This window comes from Mesorhizobium sp. WSM4312 (assembly GCF_002294875.1).
Classification (GTDB): Bacteria; Pseudomonadota; Alphaproteobacteria; order Rhizobiales; family Rhizobiaceae; genus Mesorhizobium.
Genome location: NZ_NSFU01000002.1, coordinates 344,664 through 365,743, shown reverse-complemented (window position 1 = coordinate 365,743; position 21,080 = coordinate 344,664). Strand labels below are relative to the sequence as shown.

Here is a 21,080-nt window from a genome sequence, read left to right as displayed (position 1 = left end):
ACGACAAGCTCGCTCGGCAGATTTTATTCGCGACTCGAAAAAATATCGAACGGTCTCCACGCCTGGGGTTGCGTCATCCACGCAATTGCCGTATCGAAAATCTGTAACGTTTCAGATTCTGGGAGGAACCGAAATGCGATACAAACTTTTGACCGCTGCCCTGGCGGCCACGGCAGCGCTGCAGTTCGCCGGCCCGGCCGCCGCGACGGATCTGGAAGTCACTCATTGGTGGACTTCCGGCGGCGAGGCGGCGGCGGTTGCGGAACTCGCCAAGGCATTCGACGCCACCGGCAACCACTGGGTCGACGGCGCCATTGCTGGCTCCGGCGGCACGGCACGGCCGATCATGATCAGCCGGATCACCGGCGGCGACCCGATGGGCGCCACCCAGTTCAATCACGGCCGGCAAGCGGAAGAACTGGTGCAGGCCGGCCTGATGCGCGACCTGACCGATGTCGCCACCAAGGGCAAGTGGACAGAGGTCGTACGACCGAAGAGCCTGCTCGACAGCTGCACCATCGGCGGCAAGATTTATTGCGTGCCCGTCAACATCCACTCCTGGCAGTGGCTGTGGCTCTCGAACGAGGCCTTCCAGAAGGCCGGCGTGCCGGTGCCAAAGGACTGGAATGAGTATGTGGCCGCCGCCCCGGCGCTCGAGAAGGCAGGCATCGTGCCGCTGGCGGTGGGCGGGCAGGCCTGGCAGTCGTCCGGCGCCTTCGACGTGCTGCTTGCAGCGGTCGGCGGCACCGACACCTTCCTCAAGGTCTACAAGGACAAGGACGCCAAGTTCGCAGCCGGCCCCGAAGTCGCCAAGGTGTTCAAGGCGGCCGACGATGCGCGCAAGATGGCCAAGAACACCAATGTGCAGGACTGGAACCAGGCCACCAACATGGTCATCACCGGCAAGGCCGGCGGCCAGATCATGGGTGACTGGGCGCAGGGCGAGTTCCAGGTTGCCGGCAAGACTGCCGGCAAGGACTATACCTGTCTTCCCGGCCTTGGCCTGAACGAGGTCATCGCCACGGGTGGTGATGCCTTCTATTTCCCGGTGCTCAAGGATGCCGACAAGTCAAAGGCGCAGGAAGTCCTGGCCGAAACCTTGCTCGATCCCAAGACCCAGGTCGCCTTCAATCTCAAGAAGGGCTCGCTGCCGGTGCGTGGCGACGTCGACCTTAACGCTGCCAATGACTGCATGAAGAAGGGTCTCGCCATCCTGGCCAAGGGTGCCGTGATCCCATGGACCGATCAGCTGCTTTCGCAAGACAGCCAGAAGCAGAAGGAGGACCTGTTCTCCGAGTTCTTCGCCAAGCCCGAGATGACCGTGGAAGAGGCGCAGAAGCGCTTCGCCGACATCATCGCCACGGCGGACTGATACCGCCGGCAACTCCCTTCCTCCCGGTCCGGTGAACTCCAGGGCCGGGAGGGCGGGCTCTTACCCGATCCACCATGGCTGCACCGATGAGCAAGAGCGAACGCCCGAGCCGACTGTTTCGCAATCTCAATGCGAAGGTCGCGTCGATCCCCATGATCCTCACCGCGCTGGTGGTATTCGTCGGCGGCACGGCGTGGACGGTGCTCTATTCCTTCACCAATTCGAAGCTGTTGCCGCGGCTGAATTTCGTCGGCCTCGACCAGTATTACCGGTTGTGGGCGACCCCGCGCTGGCTGATCTCGATCGAGAACCTGCTGATCTATGGTGTGATCTCGCTGGTTTTCTCGCTGGTGATCGGTTTCATCCTCGCTGCCCTGCTCGACCAGAAGATCCGTTTCGAGGATACGTTCCGCACCATCTTTCTCTATCCCTTCGCGCTTTCCTTCATCGTCACCGGCCTTGTCTGGCAATGGCTGCTCAATCCTGACTTCGGCATCCAGGGCGTGATACGAAACCTCGGCTGGACGAGCTTCGCTTTCGATCCGCTCTACAATTCCAGCATCGTCATCTACGGCATATCGATCGCCGCGCTCTGGCAGGGCACCGGCCTGATCATGTGCCTGATGCTGGCCGGCCTGCGCGGCATAGACGAGGATATCTGGAAGGCCGCGCGGGTGGACGGGATTCCGATGTGGAAGACCTATCTGTTCATCATCATCCCGATGATGCGACCGGTCTTCATTACCACGCTCGTCATCATCGCGTCCGGCATCGTCAAGGTCTACGACCTTGTCGTCGCCCAGACCAGCGGCGGACCCGGCATCGCCTCCGAAGTGCCGGCAAAGTATGTCTACGACTACATGTTTTTCGCCCAGAATCTCGGCCAGGGTTTCGCGGCCTCGACCATGATGCTGCTCTCGGTGATGATCGTCATCGTGCCGTGGGCCTATCTCGAATTCGGAGGCAGGAAGCGTGTCTGACCAAGCCGTTTCCCTGTCCGCGCCGTCCGGCGCCGTCCAAGCCGATGCCTCGGGACCGAGCGGACCGAAGCCGCGTCACATCTTCTCGCGCCGCAACATCTTCCTCTATGGCACGCTCATCGTGGCGGCGCTCTACTACCTCCTGCCGCTCTATGTGATGATCGTCACCTCGCTCAAGGGCATGCCGGAAATCCGCCTCGGCAACATCTTCTCGCCCCCGCTCGAGATCACTTTCGAGCCCTGGGTCAAGGCATGGTCGACGGCCTGCACCGGCCTTAACTGCGACGGACTTTCGCGCGGCTTCTGGAACTCCGTTCGTATCACCGTACCTTCGGTGATCCTGTCGATCGCGATCGCCTCGGTAAACGGCTATGCGCTGGCCAACTGGCGCTTCAAGGGCGCCGACACGTTCTTCATCATCCTGATCGTCGGTGCCTTCATCCCCTATCAGGTGATGATCTACCCGATCGTCATCATCCTGCGCGAGATCGGCCTCTATGGCAGCCTGAGCGGCCTGGTGATCGTCCATTCCATTTTCGGCATGCCGATCCTGACATTGCTGTTCCGCAACTATTTCACCTCCATGCCGGAGGAATTGTTCCGGGCAGCGCGTGTCGACGGGGCCGGTTTCTGGGGCATCTATCTGCGCATCATGCTGCCGATGTCGCTGCCGATCTTCGTCGTCGCCGTCATCCTGCAGGTGACAGGCATCTGGAACGACTTCCTGTTCGGCGTCGTCTACACGCGTCCCGACACCTATCCGATGACGGTTCAGCTCAACAACATCGTCAACTCCGTGCAGGGCGTGAAGGAATACAACGTCAATATGGCGGCGACCATCCTGACCGGGCTGGTGCCGCTCGTTATCTATTTCATTTCCGGCAGGCTTTTCGTGCGTGGCATCGCTGCCGGCGCGGTGAAAGGGTGATGATGGCTGAAATCGCGAACCCCAGCGTATCGATCCAGAACCTGTCGCTGAACTATGGTGCGGTGTCGGTCCTGCAGACACTCGACCTCGATATCGCCGAGGGCGAGTTCATCGTGCTCCTGGGACCCTCCGGCTGTGGCAAGTCGACCTTGCTCAACTGCATTGCCGGGCTGCTCGACATTTCGAAGGGCCGCATCTTCATCAAGGGCAAGAACGTCACCTGGGAAGAGCCCAAGGATCGCGGCATCGGCATGGTATTCCAGTCCTATGCGCTCTATCCGCAGATGACGGTGGAGAAGAACCTGTCCTTCGGCCTGCGCGTCGCGGGCCTGCCCAAGGACGAAATCGCCAAGCGCATCGCGCGCGCCGCGGAGATCTTGCAGATCGAACCGCTGCTGCAACGCAAGCCCTCCGCGCTGTCCGGCGGCCAGCGGCAGCGCGTGGCGATCGGGCGGGCGCTGGTGCGCGATGTCGATGTGTTCCTGTTCGACGAACCGCTGTCCAATCTTGACGCCAAGCTGCGATCCGAATTGCGCGTCGAAATCAAGCTGCTGCATCGCAGATTGCAGAACACCATGATCTACGTCACCCACGACCAGATCGAGGCGATGACGCTGGCCGACCGGATCGCGGTGATGAAGGGCGGGGTCATCCAACAGCTCGACGCGCCGCAAACGATCTACAACCGTCCGGTCAATCGCTTTGTCGCCGGATTCCTCGGTTCGCCGGCAATGAATTTCGTCGAGGGTCAACTTGCAGCCGGCGATGCCGCGGCGTTCACCGCCGACGGGGTTTCGATACCGCTCGACCGCTATGAGTTCGACAAGGATCGCGGCAGCGCGGGCAAGCCCTGTGTGTTCGGCATCAGGCCCGAGCACGTCGCCTTTGGAGATGCGGCCAAGGCCATGCCGTTCACCGCCGAGTCATCCGTCGAGATCGTCGAGCCGATGGGCTCCGACACGCTGGTGTGGACCAAGCTCGGCGGCCGCAATTTTTCCTTCCGCGTCGAGGCGGAAAAGACGCTGCGCACCGGCGATCCAATCCGGATCGGCTTTGACCCCGCCCGCGCCTCGCTGTTCGACACCCCATCCGGCAACCGCCTATAGCCCCCAAGCCCTCCTCCCAAGAACCCCACCCTACCAGCAGAACGGACAGAGACGATGAACTGGTCATTCCAACTTTACAGCGCCCGCAATTTTCAACCCTGGGAGGGCGTGCTCGCGACGCTCGGCAAGCTCGGCTACGCGCAAGTCGAAGGCTTCGGTGGCGTCTATGAAAATCCCAAGGCCTTCCGCGCGGAACTCGACAAGAACGGGCTTTCGATGCCGACCGGGCATTTCTCCATCGATGCGCTGGAGAAGGATTTCGACGGCGTGCGCAAAACGGCCGAAGCGCTGGGCATCAAGCTTCTGATCTGCCCCTATCTGATGGCCGAGGACAGGCCGTCCGACGCCGCCGGCTGGCGCGGCTTTGGCGAGCGCCTGGCCAAGGTCGGCGAGGTCGCCTCGAAAGCCGGCTACGGCTTTGCCTGGCACAACCATGATTTCGAGTTCAAGGCCCTCGCCGACGGTTCGGTGCCGCAGGATCACATCCTGTCTTCCGCTCCCGATATCGGCTGGGAGATGGACCTTGCCTGGGTGGTGCGCGGCGGCGCCGATCCGCTGCCCTGGATCGAAAGGCACGGCAAGCGCATCGTCGCCGTGCATGTAAAGGATATCGCCAGGCCGGGCGAAGGGCTGGACGAGGATGGTTGGTCGGACGTCGGCCACGGCACGATCGACTGGGCCAACCTGATCAAGGTGTTGCGGGCCAAGAGCGCTGCAAAATACTTTGTCATGGAGCAGGACAACCCCAACGACATCGAGCGCTTCGCCAGCCGCTCGATCGCATCCGTCAAGGCTTACTAGGAACAATCATCATGGCAAAGAAACTGGGTATTGGCGTCATCGGCTGCGGCAACATCTCGAAGGCGTATTTCTCGCTGGCGCCGCTGTTTCGCGGCATCGAGATGCGCGCTTGCGCCGACATCAACATGGACGCGGCCAGGGCGCGGGCGAAGGAGTTCAACCTGCGCGCCGAAGCCGTCGAGGATCTGCTCAAGGCCGAGGACATCGACATCATCGTCAACCTGACGATACCGGCGGTGCATTACGAGGTGTCGAAACGCGTGCTCGATGCCGGCAAGCACGTCTATTCGGAAAAGCCGTTCGTGCTCTCGCTCGAAGAGGGCCAGGACCTCAAGGCGCGGGCTGAAAAGAAGGGGCTGCGCATCGGCTCGGCGCCCGACACGTTCCTCGGCGGCGCGCACCAGCTGGTGCGTGAGCTGATCGATGAGGGCAAGCTCGGCAAGATCACCAGCGGCACCTGCCATGTCATGGGTCACGGCATGGAGCATTGGCACCCCAATCCGGATTTCTTCTTCCAGCCGGGCGCCGGACCGGTGCTCGATATCGGACCGTATTACATCACCAATCTGATCCAGCTGATCGGGCCGGTAAAACAGGTGGCGGCCTTTGCGACAACCCCGGCCAAGGAGCGGACGATTTCATCGAAACCGCGTGCGGGCGAAAAAATCCCGGTCAACACGCCGACGACGATCCATGGCCTGCTGGAATTCGAGAATGGCGCCGTGGTGACGTTGAACACCAGCTGGGACGTCTGGGCTCACGGCCACGCGCCGATGGAACTCTATGGCGAAGCCGGCACGGTGTTCGTGCCGGATCCGAATTTCTTCGGTGGCGACGTGCGCTTCACCGAAGAGGGCAAGCCGGTCAAGAAGCTGCCGAAATGGAAGCACCCGCTTGGCGTGCCCAACGAAATGCACGGCCAGGGCATGATGGCCAACTACCGCACGGCGGGTCTCGCCGACATGGCATTGGCAATAGTCGAGGGCCGGCCGCATCGTTGCTCGATGGAGCTGGCGCTGCATGCCGTCGATGTCATGACCGGCATCCTGCGTTCCGGCGAAACCGGCAAGTTCGTGGCCATGCAGACCACTTGCGAGCGGCCGGCGGCACTTGGCGTCAAGGCGGCCAAGGAACTGCTGGCGAAGAAGTAGGCGCAAGGATTATCGATAATTTTGAGTTGTCCCTCTCCCCGTTCGGCCCGGGAGAGGGTAAAAGGGCGCCGGGCCGTCTCACCGCCTTTGCGATGAAGCTGCCCGGTCTGTTCAGTTTCGAGGATCTTTTCCCATGCCCTATGTCGCCGCCGAAAATCGCTACGAAAAAATGATCTACAACCGCTGCGGGCGCTCCGGCCTCAAGCTGCCGGCGATCTCGCTCGGCCTGTGGCACAATTTCGGCAATGACACGCCGCACAAGACCAAGCAGGCGATCGTGCGCAAGGCGTTCGATCTCGGCATCACCCATTTCGACCTCGCCAACAATTACGGACCGCCGCCCGGCTCGGCCGAAACCGCTTTCGGCGAAATCCTGCGCTCCGATTTTTCCGCCTATCGCGACGAGCTGATCATCTCGACCAAGGCCGGCTACGAAATGTGGGCCGGCCCTTACGGTGAATGGGGCGGGCGCAAATACATGCTGGCCAGCCTCGATCAGAGCCTGAAGCGGATGGGGCTCGACTATGTCGACATCTTCTACTCGCACCGCTTCGATCCGGACACGCCGCTGGAGGAAACCATGGGGGCGCTCGACCATGCGGTGCGCTCGGGCAAGGCACTCTATGCCGGCATCTCGTCCTACAACTCGCAGCGCACCCGCGAAGCCGCCGACATCCTCAAGCGGCTCGGCACGCCCTGCATCATCCACCAGCCGAGCTATTCGATGCTGAACCGCTGGGTCGAGGAAGACGGCCTGCTCGACACGCTGGAGGGGCTCGGCGTCGGCTCGATCGTGTTCTCGCCGCTGGCCCAGGGCATGCTCACCGACAAATATCTTGGCGGCATCCCTGAAGGTAGCCGCGCCTCCCAGGGCAAGTCGCTGAAGTCGGCCTTCATCAACGACCGCACCATCGCCAACATCAAGGCGCTCAACGCCATCGCCGGCAAGCGCGGCCAGACGCTGGCGCAGATGGCGCTGGCCTGGGTGCTGCGCAAGGGCAAGGTGACGTCGGCGCTGATCGGCGCCAGCCGGCCGGAGCAGGTCGAGGACTGCGTCGGCGCCCTGAAGGTGCTCGACTTCAGCGATGCCGAATTGGCCGAAATCGATAGCTACGCGCGCGAATCCGACATCAATCTGTGGGCAGCCTCCGCCGAGCGCAAAGGCCCGCCGAGGAAATAGAGCTGTCGGACAAACCGGCAAATGAAAACGGCCCGGCAAATGAAAACGGCGGGAATCTCTCCCGCCGTTTTCACGACAAGCAAAATGTCGGGCAAAATGGCCAGGCCTTCAGGGCGTCTTCGGCTTCTGCGCGGTGCCCAGCCCGGCTTTCGGCTTTTCCGGCGCGGGAGCAAGGGTCTTCATCTTCGCCTCGATCCAGCCGCCGTAGTTGGCCAGCCGCGTGTAGATGCCATAGGCGTCCTTGTGGCCGCAGGCCGCACTGCCGTCGGCGGGACCTTCGCCCCAGCTGACGACGCCGACCTGAACCGGGTCGTCGGCGCCGGTCATGAACAGCGGGCCGCCGCTGTCGCCATTGCAGGCATCGCGCACACCGCTGGTGGTGCCGGCGCAGATCATGTTGCTGGTCAGGGGATCGGTCATATCGGCGGCAATCGCATTGGCGGCCGCATCGATGCCCTTTTCCGAATAGCGCATGCGGTGGGACAGATCGCCTAGTGCCGCCTTCAAATCATGCGCATAGATGGCCTTGATGCCGGTGTTGCAGGCGCTGTTCGGCTGCAGATCGAGGTCGGCGACCATCAGCGTTGTCGGGAACGTTCCGTCCTGCATCTTGCCCCAGCCGGTGACGGTGGTCTTGCCGGTGTCGGGTGTCGCCTCGCGGGTAAGCTTGATGGTCGGCGCATCGGCCGGCTCGGCAAGCCGGAGCAGGCCGAGGTCGTTGTCGAGCGTCTGCTCGCTGTAGCCTTCGTTGACGATGACCTCCACCACCTTATGGCGCTTGCCTTCGCTGAGGTCGGTGGCGCCGGTCAGCACGGTCACTGAATCCGGTGAGATCGGCCGGCCCTTGTCGTTGAGGCAGTGCGCCGCCGTCAGCACCCATTGCGGGGCGATCAGGCTGCCGCCGCAGAATTGCGCATTGGCCTGCGACGCTGGGTTCTCGTCCAGCCTGGCGGTGGTGAGCAGCGCGACCTGGAACGGATAGGCGCCCTTTTCGGCCTGGTTGCCGCCATAGACCCGGTCGGCGCCGTCAGGATTCTCGGCGGCCGCCTTGGCCCTGGCCTCGGTCACCCGCTGCATCGGCGAGACCGCCGCTTCGGGCCTCGCGGTGCTTTCATCCGCCCGGCCTTGGTTGATCGATACGAAAGCAGCGGCAATGCCAAGCAGCGATGCGGCAACGATTGGCCCGAACCGATTTGTGATGTGCACCTGAACCTCCTCAGACAGTTCTCCCGCGCGGATCGGACGCAGGGCATTTGTGCAAGGAGGTGTTGCCGGTTCAGCGACCCGCACGCGTGCCGTATCGAAATGGCGCGCGATCGGTCACGAAACCGAATCCCACTTTTGCTAACCGTGCCCGCGAGCAGAACCCGCACAAAATCCTATAGCCCCCCACGGGCTACGTGGAAGCGATTTGTCATTGCCAATCTTGGATTATTTTAGGCAGTATACCGTTGCAGAGTTTTTTTGGCGGGGGCCTTGAAAATGACAGCCTAGAACAACGCTCGCGGGGAATGCCGGCGGGTAGACTCATTTTTCGGCGTCACCACGATCTCGACAATATTTCTGTATTTTGATCCAGTCCTTGCTGACTTTTGGGAGAGTCTCACCATGACAAAACTGACAAACGCACTCTTTGCGTTCGCTTTGCTTTCCACCGCAATGTGGACGGTCCCGGTTTTCGCCGCCGACCCTGGGTCCGCCAGTGCCGGCAATGGCGAAAGCATGCGGGACGTTACTTCGGGCGACTTCAAGGCGGGCCGAGCAAAACCGATCACGACACCACAGCTTACTGATGAAGACAGCCGCGCCGCGCCGCTCGCCGACGAGAAGGCGGCTGTCAAATCCTATGGCATCGTCGGGCGTTCCGCCGATGGCAAGGAGATCAAGATCGAACCAAGCGAAGCGCTGCGCGAGCTCATCATCAAGGAACTGAACGCGCCGGCCAATGGCGCGGACGGGGCTGAGCGCAAGACCGAGGACCCCGGGCTCGGCGAAGGTGAGGCCGGGCGCCAGGTTTTCGGCCCCGATGATCGCGAGCAGGTCAAGAACACCAAGACCTACCCGTTCTCGGCCATTGGCTATCTGGAAGCCAAATCGACGAAGACGGGCAGCTATGGCAGCTGTTCTGCAACGCTGATCGGCCCGCGCACGGTGCTCACCGCGGCGCATTGCCTCTACAGCCATGAGGACAAGGACTGGCTCTCCGAGTATCTGTTCGTGCCAGGCCTCAACGGCAGCACTGCCGACGACGCACCGTTCGGCGCCTTCACCTATGAAAGCGCCTATGTGCTGCAGGGCTTCATCGACAACTACCAGGGCTATTACGGCTCGGTGATCCCGTGGGATCTCGGCATCATCACGCTGAAGCAGGATGTCGGCACCAACCTCGGCTGGCTGGGTTACGCCAATTATGACGATCTCGGCGACTTCACCGCCAACCTCGTCGGCTATCCCGGCGACAAGCCGATGGGCACGATGTGGAAGGCCAACTGCGAAGTGCATGCCGAGAACATCGCTCCGGAATATTTCCAGTATGACTGCGATACGTTCCCGGGATCGAGCGGCAGCTCGGTCTATGCCTACGACACCGAGTCCAAGCAGCGCATCATCACCGGCGTCAACGTGGCGGAAAGCCCCGACGCGAACACCGCCGTGCGCCTGAACGCCGCCAACGTCCAGTGGATCAACAGCCTGTACAAATAGGCGCTGCGCGCTCGCAGTGAAGACAAGGCGGCGGGTCAATCCTGCCGCCTTTTTCGTGCCGTTCCTTGCGCAGGGCTTCCCTTGCACGAGGCTCGCGCCCCGACTACGCTTGGCTTGCCAGGGGCGAGGCGTCCAGGGGGCTCAAGGGATGGGGCGGACAAGGGCAGTGTTCAGGATCGCGGCCGCAGCGATGCTGGGCGCGATGATGCTTTCACCGGCTTTTGCCGATCCCCCCCTGTCGGCGGCGCCTGGGCGGAGCGCGTGCAGATCCTCTATCAGGCCGACACACGCTCGGTGCTGCGCAGGGCCGTGCGTGTCTGGGATTTCCATCCGGAGAAGAACCTCGACTTCGTCTGGGAGCCGGCGGTGGGCCAGTCGCCCGACAAGACGATCGCCGAGGACGGCACCGTCAACGGCAAGGGCAGGCTGGTGTGGCGGGTGCGCGGCTCCGCCAGCTATGATCCGAAGACGGTCTACTCCAGCTATTTCGGCGATGTCAGGAACGGCCGGCCCGACGGGCAAGGCAGGCTCGAACTGCGCTCGGGCGAGGTTTTCGAGGGGCATTGGCTTGGCGGAGAACTCAACGGCAAGGGTATCCATATCGATGCCGACGGCAACCGCTATGAGGGGCAGTTCGTTGACGGTATTGCGAATGGCGAGGGCCGGTTGCTGTCGAAGGCAGGCGAGATCTTTGCCGGCTCTTTTGTCGGCGGATTGAAGAATGGCAAGGGCACCACGCGGCTCGCCGGCGGCACGGTCTATGAATCGCAATGGGTGATGGGCAAGGAGGTCGGCGGCACGCGTCCCGACGTTCTGGCCGATGCCAGGGTCGGAGGCCTGCTCAAGGCGCAGGCCGGCGGCGGCGATGCCGACAAGGTCGAGATCGGCGTCATCGTCGACCAGCGCATGACCCAGCAGGCCGACATGAAATACCAGCACCTGGTGCGCGACGAGGACATCGCGATCTATCCGGAAGACAGCCTCTACAACGACGCCTGGAACGGCACCGGCACGGTCAACACCACAAATGTCTATGAAGGTGCGGACTGGGAGGACACGCCGGCCTTTGCCGAGGTCGACCTGAAGACGACGGACGAGTCCAGGGTCAAGCTCGACAGGCTGGAAATGAAAGTCGCCGCCAGCGACGCCTACCGCAAACCGATGCTGTCGATCTCGGAGCATTTCGGCTGCATCGGCTTTCGGCCCGATTTCTCGATCGTCAACAATGGCTGGGGCGACGCCAAGGGCATGAAGATGTCGATCCAGTTCACCACGGTGGACGAGGAAGGCAATCCGACCGGCCAACCAAGCCGCATGTTCACCACGGACATCGGCGATTTCGGCGATGGCGTCGACGTGTCGATCAAGAGCGTGCTGGACGAGGCCGGCGTCGATACCGCGAGCCTTGAGACCGGGCGTTTCCCCTGTCCCTCGGTTGACAGCCTCAATGTCTGCCGCAGCCAGTTCACCAACAAGATCAAGTTCGGCGAGGTCGGCGACTATCTCGGCAATTTCAACCAGGCGATGACGCTGAACGCGATCGGCAAGTTGGACTATTCCTGGGTGGACGATCAGGGCAATGTCTACCAGCAGAGCGAGCCGTTCCGCGCCCAGATGACCATGGCGGTCTTCGAGACTCCGGAATCGATGGCCGAATGCGGCGATGGCGGTGGCGGCAGCCCGGAAGCGATGCGCTACCAGAACATAGAATTTCCGATCGGCAAGCACGACTACTCGATCGCCATGCCGGTGCGCGGCAACAAGAATGTCAGCGCCTATACGGCGCGGCTGAAGATGTGGTCGGCGATGTCGTCGATCCACAGTTTCAGCATCGCCGCGCATTTTGCCGACGGCAGCGTGCGCGAGAGCAAGCCGGTGACCTTCTTCTATTTCCGGCCGAAGCAGTCGCTGTTCGAGACCAGGACCGAGCCGGCGGCGTGCTACCTGCCGCGCCAGATGATCGGCTGCGGCTAAGGCATGTCAATATTCAGGTGAGGCCGTTTTCGACTGGGCCTGACCTGAATCTCAACACACCTTCCCGTCGAAAAACGGCAGTTGCCTACTTTCGACCCATCTCGAAATAGTTGGGCAATGGGATGAGCCTGATGAAGATCGTGCCCTGGGGAAAGACACGCAGTTCCAGCATCGAACCTGAGGAGCGTTGCGCATTCTGGTCGAAGAGGAAGTTGCCGAGCGAGTAGACTTCCGCCACATCGCCGCCGGCAAGCGGGACGATCGCCTCGCTCGACACATGCGGATGGCCGCCGACAATGGCCGAGACGCCGCGCAATCGTATCTCATCGGCAAGCATCTCTTCGCGCGCCGACGGTTCGGTCTTGTACTCGCGGCCCCAATGGAGGAAGGCGACCACCGGCCGCTGCGCATTCTCGTGCAGCAGCCGGTCGAACAAGGCGGGGGTGAGCAGGTCGGTGTTCTTCGAACCGTTGGTGTCGATGTCGGTCAGGCCGACAAGGTCGAGATCGGCAAGCGCCGGCGTCTCGCCCTGGCCGAAATATGGGATGCCGGCTTCGTCGAGTGCGCGCACCGTCTCGGCATAGCCGGACGAGCCGAGATCAGAAGCGTGGTTGTTGGCGAGGCTGACGCCGGCGACGTGCAGCCGTTTCAGCATGCTGGCGGCGAGGTCTTCCGGCATGGCCAGCGTCATGCCGTCGATCGCTTCCGGTACGTTGGGCAGGATGACGCCTTCGAGATTGACGATCAGCGGCCGGGCTCCGGTCAGTGAAACGATGCTGTCGACGATCTTGTCGGCCACGCCGTCGCGGACCAGGATCTTCTTCATGGCGCGACCGAAATTCACGTCGCCGGCGAGATAGTAGATCCGGTCCTTTGGCCGCGCGGGGTTGTTGAAACCGGGACCGAAGGCGCCGAACAGCGCCACGACATAGCTGGTGGTGCGCTCGACATAGTCGGACGTGTGTTCCTGCGAGTTCTCGTTGGCTACCACCAGCGGCTGGGCGCCGAACAGTTCGCGCTGCAGCCGGGTCTGGATGTAGAGCGCGCCGACGGAATCGGCATGATCGGGCTGGCGAAGGGCTGCGATGCCGTCGAGGGAGCCGGCGGCCAGCATATTCAGCGTCTGCTGGTCGAAGCGCCTGGAATCATGCTGCGGCAGATAGTGCGAGAAGTCGGAGGATTCGACGATCAGCGTGTCATGGTCGACAATCGGTTTCAGCGCCTCGGCCAGCCTGTCCCAGTCGCCGCGCTTCGCCTTCACCGACATCGCCACCGGCACGATCTTCGCCCCTGGGAAATAGTGGTGCAGGAAGGGCAGCATGGCGCGCACGCCATGTTCCTTGTCGAACAGGCAGGATTCCTCGACCATGTCGCCGTGGGCTTCGAGAAGGCGCACGGCATCGCTGTCGGCCGCCACCGGGCCAAGCACGGTGTCGAAGCCGCGCGCCGTGGTGGCGTAGAGCTTGTTCGTCTTGTGGAAATGGTCCGGAGACAGGATGACGATGCGCTTGTAGCGGAAACCCGACGCTGCTCTGAAGCCGAGTGCCACGAGGTCGGCGGCCAGCAGGTGATGCGGCACCGTGATGCCGGTCAGCCGCTGGTTGGAGGGCTGGACAGTGGCGACGCTGGCGATGGCGTCCTTGAACAGCGTGGCGTCGTCGTAAAACGGCGGGAAGTTTTCGGTGCCGGGCGGGCAGACGATCGGGGCGGCCTGTGCCGTGCCGCCGAGAACCAGGGAGAATATGATGACCGTCAGCAGGCGGGCTATCACGGCTCGGCCAACACGATGTTCTCCACGCCGCCGACATAATAGAACGGTTTCTGCTTCGACGCGGTCAGCCGAACCACTTCGTGCGAGATGAAATCGGCGAGCCCGAACAGCGTGACGCCGCCATCCGAGGTCTTCGCCTTGCCGCGCAGGCCTTCGAGGACCGAATAGGTGAAGACGCCGTGGCCGAGCTCCGGCAATTCGGCGGCGGTGTTGTTGGGCGCGGTCGCCGAAAACACGACGATGCGCGCGTCCTGCGCGTCCTTTTCCAGGCGCGGATTGAAGGCGTTGGCGGCGTGGCACGTGTCGAGCAGCATGAAGCGCATTCCCTTCGCCCGCTCGACCGATTTCTGGATGTCACCCCAGTCAACGAGCGAAGAGCGCTTCCAGCGATCGGCATCCTGTTTGCGGCCGTCCGTCGGGATGAAATAGTAGTCCTCGTCGATGTTGATGCCATGGCCGGCGACAAAGACGATGGTGGTGTCGTGCTCGCCAGGCCTGTCGAGGAAATCGGCAAGCTGGTCGTCGATCGTGTGCGAGTCCGGCTCCATGATGTTGTCGGCGCTGGCGACGGTGTAGGTCTGTTGCGCCATGTCGGGGCTCTCGTCGAGCGCCTCGCGATTGACCAGAACCAGCGTCTCCATCGACGAGAACAAGGGCGCCGACTTCTGTGCAACCACCTTGAGGAATTCGGTGGCGTCGTCGACGGGGTAGCGCAAATCGCAGGGATGGCCGGAACAGGCGTCGGTCAGGAACGGATATTTGTCGACGCCGATCACCGCGACATAGAGCTTGCCCTTGGCCTCGGCCTTCTCGGTCTTCCTCGCCAGCGCCGTCACGCTGCGCTCGGTCAGATAGCCGAATTCGTTGGTGCCGGTGATGCGGATGATGTTCTGGCCATCCTCGACCGGTACCTCGACTGTTGTCTTGTTGCCGTCGACCGAACGCGTGGCGATGTCGCCGACATTGCGGCTGTTCGACAGGATCGAGAAGCCGGCGACATCGGTGCCGGCTTCCTTGGCGCCCGTGATCTCGACGGCGACATAACCGTCGCGGACCTTGCTCTGGTCGTCGGCGAGGCGAATACCGAATTCCGGTGGCTTGCGCTGCAAGAGCTTCTGCAACTCGTTGTCCACGCCCGGCCGCATCTCCTGGACTGCCTGTTTGGCGCTGCGCAGGATGATGGCGCGGCGCACCATTTCCGGGCTCCAGAGGTACTTCTTCAACTGGCCGGCGCGGATGAAGCGGCCTTCATGGTCACGGCCCTGGTTGACGTGCCAGCCGATCAGCTTGTCGCCCTCATCGGAGGAATAATAGTAGCCCTGCGGCATCCAGGCGATCCATTGCGAACCGGCAAAGAACATCGACACGATCAGCTCGTGCGTCTTCAGGTTCCACAGCCTCACGGTCTGGTCGGCGCTGCCGGTGACAAGCAGGCCGGCTTTCTCCGAGGCGGCCATGGCGTTGATTTCGCCGGTGTGGCCGGTGAATTCGCCGGAGACCCTGGCGGTCGCGGCCTTGTATTCCAGCAGCGTGCCGTCACTGCCGCCGGTGATCAGGCCAAGCCCATTGTCGATCAGCGTGAAAGCCGAATGGACAAAGCCGTTGGTGGCATCGTTCTCGATCGAGCGCACCACCTTGCCGCCATTGGCGATCTCCAGCACCGCGTTTTCCAGCGCGTCCTTGCCGCCCACTGTGGCGTGCAGCGACCACTTCCCATCGGTCAGCGCGGCGCGGGCAAACGAGCCGGGCTCGGTCAGCGGCTGCGGGTCGTCGAAGAACCGCTCGGCGGTGGGCAGTTCCAGCCTCTTGTCCAGCGCGCCCAGCCGTTCGGGGCAAGCCACGCGCTCGGGGCAGGGGTTCGCATTGCCCCAGGCGATGATGCCGTTCGCCGCGTCGATGCCGATCGCGGTCACCGGTGCGCCCACCCCTTGGAGCAGGGCCTTGCGTTCGCCGGTCGCCGGATCCCAGACCTGGATGGCGTTGCGGGTGCCGCCGGCGGTCGCCACCAGCGAGCCGTCGGCATTGGCGGCGCTGACATAGACCGTGCCGTCATGGCCGCTGTAGTCGAGCAGCTTCTCGCCGGTGTCGGTGTTCCAGACGATGGAGCGGTGCTTGTCGGCGCAGCGATAGCCGCAGGAGGCGACCAGCCGTGATCCCTTGGCGAAGGTCAGCGAGCCGATAAGAAAATCCTGCTTCGGCATGGCGTGCGCCAGCGTGCCGTCGGCGGCGCGCCAGAGCTGGACCTGGCCGTCCTTGCTGCCGGTGGCAAACAGGCTGCCGTCCTGCGAGGTCGCCAGCGCCAGGACGCTGACGTCCCGCAAAGGCTCGGTCTCTGCCGGCAAGGCGATCTCGTCGCCCTTGGCGACATCCCACAGCCGGATGCCATTGTCGGTTGTAGTCGCCGCCAGCCGGGTTCCCGCGGCGGCGAAGGCCAGCTTGTCGATGTGCCAGGAATCGGCGTCGAGCTTCTTGTCCAGCGTCCAGCCGGTCGCTGATTTGTCGTCGAGCCGCCAGAGATAGACCATGCCGTCGCCACCACCGGCAGCCAGTGTCTTGCCATCCGGCGAGAAGGCGAGGTCGTAGGTCGCGTAGTCGGCGGCCTTGAGCACGGCCTTCATCTTGCCGGTGGCGAAGTCGAACAGCCTGATGTCGCCATAGGGCGGCTTGTCGCCGAGACCGGCGCCGAAATAACCTCCTGCGGCGATCGTCCTGCCATCCGGCGAGACCGCGATGGCGAAAATCTTGCCGTCGCTGCCATTGCCGAGATAGCCGCGAATGGTGCGCAGCGTCACGCCGCTCTGCCAGCCCCAGATGCGGATGGTCTTGTCATCGGATGCGGAGACAACGTCCTCGCCGTCGGGTGTGAAGGCAAGATCGGCAATCCGGGCGGTATGGCCGCCGGTGTCGATGTCGAGGTGGAAATCCGGGGCGTCCTCGGCGCGGGCGGCCGAGGCCGTGACCAAAACTCCAGCCATGGCCAGCCACCGGCAGGCACGCATGAGGCGCAAGGTGGTTCCGGGTTTCCCCATCGCTATTTGGCTTCGGCCGCTGGTTGCCCGTTGCCAACATAGGCCTCGATCGCCGTGGCAAAAGTCGGCGAACCCGCCTTGCGCTGCTTGTCGACATAGCCGGCAAAATAACTCCAGAACGAGACGGCGTAGTCGCGGAAATAGGCATCGGTCACCTTGCGTGAGCACAGGTCGCCGTCGACGCAGAAGGACAGCCGGTTGAGGAAATAGACGATGCGGTCGAAATTCTCGCTGAAGTCGGCGAGCGGCATGTCGCCGCCTGAAGCGCTCATCGCCTCGATGCCGATGCGCTGGCGGAACACCTGCTCCTCGGTCGGCGAAGGGTTGGCGCTGAGCAGATTGTCGTATTTGGCGTTGAGGGCGGCAAGACGATCCTTCAACGCCCGTTGTGCCTGCTGGTAGTCTTTGGTTTCCCAGAGCTCGACCAGCGACATCGTCTGCTCGACGCGCTTCTGCTCCTGGTTGGCCAGGAACTGGTAGACCGAGAATGCCAGGGTGAAGATGATGGCGAAACGCACCAGCAAGCCCGACCAGGCATAGACCAGCATGCGCCAGTCGCGATCGGTGAAGGGATTGCTCTCCTTCTTGATCTCATGGCTGCTCGGCCAGGGGAAACCTTCGGTGGTTTCCGGCAGCGACTCCTTCGCCGCCGGCGCCTTTGCGGGCGCGGCCACCGGTGTCTGCTTTGTCGTGCCCCCCGGCTTCTTCATTTGCAGCTGTCCAGTTCGATGGTGGCGGAGGGATCAAGCACTATGCCCGGCGCTTCAAGCTGCTTTTTCAGGCATACCAGCTGCGGACGCGAAACTATGAACTGCATGTCAGGCTCCGCCGGCGCCTTGTTGGGCGAGGGCAAGGCTTCGACCACGCCGCGCGAGGCGCAGCTCGAGAGATCGACCACCACCGCGTCACTGCTGGTTTTGGCGAACTGGTCGTACTGATCGAGGAAGCACGTCGCCAGTTCCGAATTAATGACCACCTGTTTGGCGCAAAGGCCGCAGCTGTCCTGTGCCGAGGCATTGGCGACCAGCAACAGGCCGCCGACAAGTCCGGCAAGCGTTTCGCGCCAGGAGAAAAAAGACTTCTTCACAATCGATCCTATCTGCTTCGTCGGCCGCTGAGCCCTTGGCCGCGGCTGGGGATGTTCTCATATCGCGCCGATCGCGCAAGAGCCTGATATACCAGGCCGTGAGGCCTTGGGGCCGAAGCTCAGGCGCGCGGCACCGTCTCCATCGGGAAGATCATCACTGCCCCCTTCGGGCCGCTCTTGTCCGCAAGCCGCATCACCGAACGGGTCGGCGGCGCCATGCCGATATCGGCGAGCATGTCGGAGAAGCTGGCGGGGCCGAGGCCGCGCGTCATCGCCGCGACGCCGTCCTGCGCCAGGAAGCTCAGATCTTCCTTCTCGCTTTCCGGCGGCGCCTCGGTCAGCACCGCGATCATCCGTTCCATGCCGAAGCTGGTGTCGGTGAAGGCGAGCAGCCCTTCCTCCAGCGTGGCCTGCGGGGCCAGGCGTTCGGCGACGATGTGGGTGATCGAATAGTCGCTGCCGACATAGAGCACGTTGATGTCGACCAGCTGGTCCGAGCTGTTCTTGGCCAGCACATGCACCTCGTCGCCCGGCGAGACGCGCGGCACTGCGGAAGCCTGCAAGGGTTCGAGCCCGTCCTTGTCACGGCGCTTGACCTGGAACTGCACGTCGACATCCTCGGGCTTGTAGTCGGAGGCAGCCGCCAGCCGCGACAGCCCGGTGGCGCGGTAGATGGTGCGCAAATTCCTGGTCGTGGCGTCGGCCAGCTTCTGGCGGTCGTCCGGGTGGATGATGATCAGCGCCGGCTTGCTGCCGTCGTTCAGCGTCACGTCGCCCGACGCCGGCAGGAACCATAGGGCCGGCTTGTCGCCGGCGTCCTTGCCGGCGCCCGCAATGGCATTCTCACGCATCACCGCGAAGCGCAGCTCGGCGCTCTTGCCCGGGTCGATCAGTTCGATGTTGAAGCCGGTTTCCTTGGCCGTGGCCAGCTCGTCGAGAACCGAATTGACCAGTTCGGTTTCTTTTTCGAGTCCCTTGGTCGCGGCCGGCCGAGCGACCGTGAGCCTGTAGTCGACGGCGATCTCCGCCACCCGCGCATAGGCGTTGGCAGGAATGTCGGCCAGTTTGAGTGCCGGCTTCTTCTCGAACTCGACCGGCTTGACGCGGCTTTCAAGGTTCTTGGCCGACTCCACCTCGAGATAGCCGACCGCATCGGACAGCGACGACAGCGCCGAGGGCAGGATGGCAAGCTTGCTGCCAGGCGTGAGGCGATGCAGCAGGCCGGCGCCGATCGTCGCCTCACCGTCCTTGACGACGATGGGCCACTGCATGACGGCGTCGGTCTTGTCGGTGCCGAAGACGCGCGCGTCGAGTTCGCCCTCGAACAGCGGCGTCGGCCGGGTGCGGCTGTCGGCCGAATATTGCTGCAGCACGGCCTGGCCGAGCTGGCGAAAGGTGACGTTGGGGTTTTCAGCGAGCTTCGACAGGATGGTGAAGGTGAACAGGCCGAAGCGCGGCGCATCCGCCGTTCCCTTGGGCAGCGGCATCTCCGGCGTCGTCTCCACCGTCTGCGCGGCATAGAAGGCAACCAGCTTGCCCTTGGTGATCGCTTCGCCGCCAGTCGGCGTCAGGTTGAAGGCGGGCTTGCGCGCGCCATTCTCGTCGAGGCCGCGCGAGGCGCTTGCGACCGTGTCCTCATAGACCTTGACGGCGGCCGCCCTGGCGGCCTCGTCGCCGCCGACCAGGTCGGCGAATTCGACCTTGCGCTCCAACTCGTCATCGACCTCGACGGCGCGTGTCGCGGTGCCGGAATGGCAGCAATCGAAGACAGCCCAGACAAAGGCGCCCTTGTTGCGGATGGCGTCGAGCGCATCGCCGATCTCATTGTCGACCAGCGCGTTCGGCACGCCGGCATCGCGATTGATCCATTTCTCGATGTCGACGGGCAGGAAGATCTCGTCGAGCCCGTCGGTCTCGTCGCCCTTGACCCTTTCCGGCTGCTGGGCGCCGTGGCCGGACAGATGCAGATAGACGAAATCGTCGCGCTGAACCCTGGCCGCCAGGTCGGCGAGCGCCGCCTTGATTGCCGCGTGGGTCGGCAGGCCTTTGGCGCCGGGCACGTCCTTGGCAAGCAGCGTGACGTTTTCGGGCGCGAAGCGCACGGGGTCGGGCACGTTCTTCAGCAGGTACTCGTGCACCAGGCCGGCATCGTTCTTCGGCCCGATCAGCCAGTTCCTTTGTGGCAGGGCCGGATATTCGGTGCAGGCGACCAGCAGCGCGTGATAGGTGCGCGATGCCGCCAGCGCCCGAAACGAGGGCGTACCGGCCGCCATCAGCGCGGACGTGCCGACAAGCAGCGTCCGGCGTGTCAATTTGATCATATTGCTTCCCCAAGCCCGATCGAATTTCCCAAGCGAAACCATCCTCGCCGAGGATTTTGTCAGTATTTTGAATGTCGCTGCGCCATCAAGGCCTGCCGTCGTCAATGCGCCGGCACGTTATCGATCGGTCCGGGACAACAACAGAAGAGTAGCAAAGACGACGGTTCGTCGCTATCTGAATGGGATCAGGCGGTTTGCGCGGGCAAGCAGCCTGGAGATGGCGCAGGACAAGTTGGAACCGGACCATGGCGGCAAGGGATGTGCTGACGAAGAACCAGTTGTGCGTGCTCGAGAAGCTCGAGACCGCCAGCGGGCCGCTCAGCGCCTACACCTTGCTCGACCAGTTGCGCGAACGCGGTTTTCGCGCACCGCTGCAGGTCTATCGCGCGCTGGACACGCTGGTGAAATCCGGCTTCGTGCACCGGCTGGAAAGCATCAATTCCTTCGTCGCCTGTGCCGAACCGCATGATCACAGCCATTCGATGACCGCCTTCGCCATCTGCGACACGTGCGGGCAAGTGACCGAGATGTCGGACCACGACGTCGACCACCGGCTGAACGAATGGGTCCATTCGACCGGCTTCGCCGCCAAGAAGGCGGTGATCGAGTTTCGCGGGACGTGCGCGAAGTGCCGGGCCGAGGCGGCTTAAGGTCTTCTCTTCGTAGGACGAAGCGGT

The 21,080-nt window shown here is 63.1% G+C and carries 16 protein-coding genes; 10 read left to right on the top strand and 6 right to left on the bottom strand.

Annotation, left to right across the window (positions count from 1 at the left end; genetic code table 11):
• Positions 1–133 precede the first annotated feature (133 nt).
• The 7 genes from CK228_RS05050 (at position 134) to mgrA (ending at position 7,518) form a co-directional block, all read left to right on the top strand.
• Positions 134–1,372: an ABC transporter substrate-binding protein gene (locus CK228_RS05050; protein WP_095787095.1), complete on the top strand. Its 1,239-nt coding sequence runs from the start codon at positions 134–136 to the stop codon at positions 1,370–1,372.
• 86 nt (positions 1,373–1,458) lie between these two features.
• Positions 1,459–2,352, top strand: coding sequence for a sugar ABC transporter permease (locus CK228_RS05045; RefSeq protein ID WP_027047408.1), 894 nt, complete (start codon positions 1,459–1,461; stop codon positions 2,350–2,352).
• Positions 2,345–3,280: a carbohydrate ABC transporter permease gene (locus tag CK228_RS05040; protein ID WP_095772441.1), complete on the top strand. Its 936-nt coding sequence runs from the start codon at positions 2,345–2,347 to the stop codon at positions 3,278–3,280. Before CK228_RS05045 ends, CK228_RS05040 begins: the two co-directional genes overlap by 8 nt.
• 2 nt (positions 3,281–3,282) lie before the next feature.
• Positions 3,283–4,386, top strand: coding sequence for a sn-glycerol-3-phosphate ABC transporter ATP-binding protein UgpC (ugpC, locus tag CK228_RS05035; RefSeq protein ID WP_095772717.1), 1,104 nt, complete (start codon positions 3,283–3,285; stop codon positions 4,384–4,386).
• A gap of 54 nt (positions 4,387–4,440) precedes the next feature.
• On the top strand, positions 4,441–5,187 hold the full coding sequence (locus CK228_RS05030; RefSeq protein ID WP_095787094.1) for a sugar phosphate isomerase/epimerase: 747 nt from the start codon (positions 4,441–4,443) through the stop codon (positions 5,185–5,187).
• An 11-nt stretch (positions 5,188–5,198) separates the two neighbouring features.
• Positions 5,199–6,338: a Gfo/Idh/MocA family oxidoreductase gene (locus CK228_RS05025; protein ID WP_095787093.1), complete on the top strand. Its 1,140-nt coding sequence runs from the start codon at positions 5,199–5,201 to the stop codon at positions 6,336–6,338.
• Positions 6,339–6,471: 133 nt separating this feature from the next.
• Positions 6,472–7,518, top strand: a complete 1,047-nt coding sequence (gene mgrA, locus CK228_RS05020; protein ID WP_095787092.1) for an L-glyceraldehyde 3-phosphate reductase — start codon at positions 6,472–6,474, stop codon at positions 7,516–7,518.
• 108 nt (positions 7,519–7,626) lie between these two features.
• On the opposite strand, the gene CK228_RS05015 is transcribed toward mgrA, so the two are convergent.
• Positions 7,627–8,724 (bottom strand): trypsin-like serine protease, encoded by a 1,098-nt coding sequence (locus CK228_RS05015; RefSeq protein ID WP_095787091.1) that lies wholly within the window; start codon positions 8,722–8,724, stop codon positions 7,627–7,629.
• Positions 8,725–9,126: 402 nt separating this feature from the next.
• Here CK228_RS05015 and CK228_RS05010 point away from each other — a divergent pair, with 402 nt between their 5' ends.
• Complete coding sequence (locus CK228_RS05010) at positions 9,127–10,221, top strand: serine protease (protein WP_095787090.1); 1,095 nt, start codon at positions 9,127–9,129, stop codon at positions 10,219–10,221.
• Positions 10,222–10,482: 261 nt separating this feature from the next.
• Positions 10,483–12,195 (top strand): hypothetical protein, encoded by a 1,713-nt coding sequence (locus tag CK228_RS05005; protein WP_245437973.1) that lies wholly within the window; start codon positions 10,483–10,485, stop codon positions 12,193–12,195.
• 85 nt (positions 12,196–12,280) lie between these two features.
• On the opposite strand, the gene amrB is transcribed toward CK228_RS05005, so the two are convergent.
• From amrB to CK228_RS04980, 5 genes are all read right to left on the bottom strand, one after another.
• Positions 12,281–13,966: an AmmeMemoRadiSam system protein B gene (gene amrB, locus CK228_RS05000; RefSeq protein ID WP_095787089.1), complete on the bottom strand. Its 1,686-nt coding sequence runs from the start codon at positions 13,964–13,966 to the stop codon at positions 12,281–12,283.
• Positions 13,963–16,941: a caspase family protein gene (locus CK228_RS04995; protein ID WP_245437972.1), complete on the bottom strand. Its 2,979-nt coding sequence runs from the start codon at positions 16,939–16,941 to the stop codon at positions 13,963–13,965. Before CK228_RS04995 ends, amrB begins: the two co-directional genes overlap by 4 nt.
• A 56-nt stretch (positions 16,942–16,997) precedes the next feature.
• Positions 16,998–17,705 carry a hypothetical protein gene (locus CK228_RS04990; RefSeq protein ID WP_095787087.1) on the bottom strand — a complete coding sequence of 236 codons (708 nt, stop codon included), beginning with the start codon at positions 17,703–17,705 and terminating at the stop codon, positions 16,998–17,000.
• Entirely contained in the window at positions 17,702–18,082 is a 381-nt protein-coding gene (locus tag CK228_RS04985; protein WP_095787086.1) for a hypothetical protein, read from the bottom strand. Before CK228_RS04985 ends, CK228_RS04990 begins: the two co-directional genes overlap by 4 nt.
• Before the next feature lie 119 nt (positions 18,083–18,201).
• Complete coding sequence (locus CK228_RS04980; RefSeq protein ID WP_245437971.1) at positions 18,202–20,403, bottom strand: caspase family protein; 2,202 nt, start codon at positions 20,401–20,403, stop codon at positions 18,202–18,204.
• Positions 20,404–20,648: 245 nt separating this feature from the next.
• Between CK228_RS04980 and CK228_RS04975 the strand changes: the two genes are divergently transcribed.
• Entirely contained in the window at positions 20,649–21,053 is a 405-nt protein-coding gene (locus CK228_RS04975; RefSeq protein WP_032931728.1) for a Fur family transcriptional regulator, read from the top strand.
• The last annotated feature ends 27 nt before the right edge of the window (positions 21,054–21,080 follow it).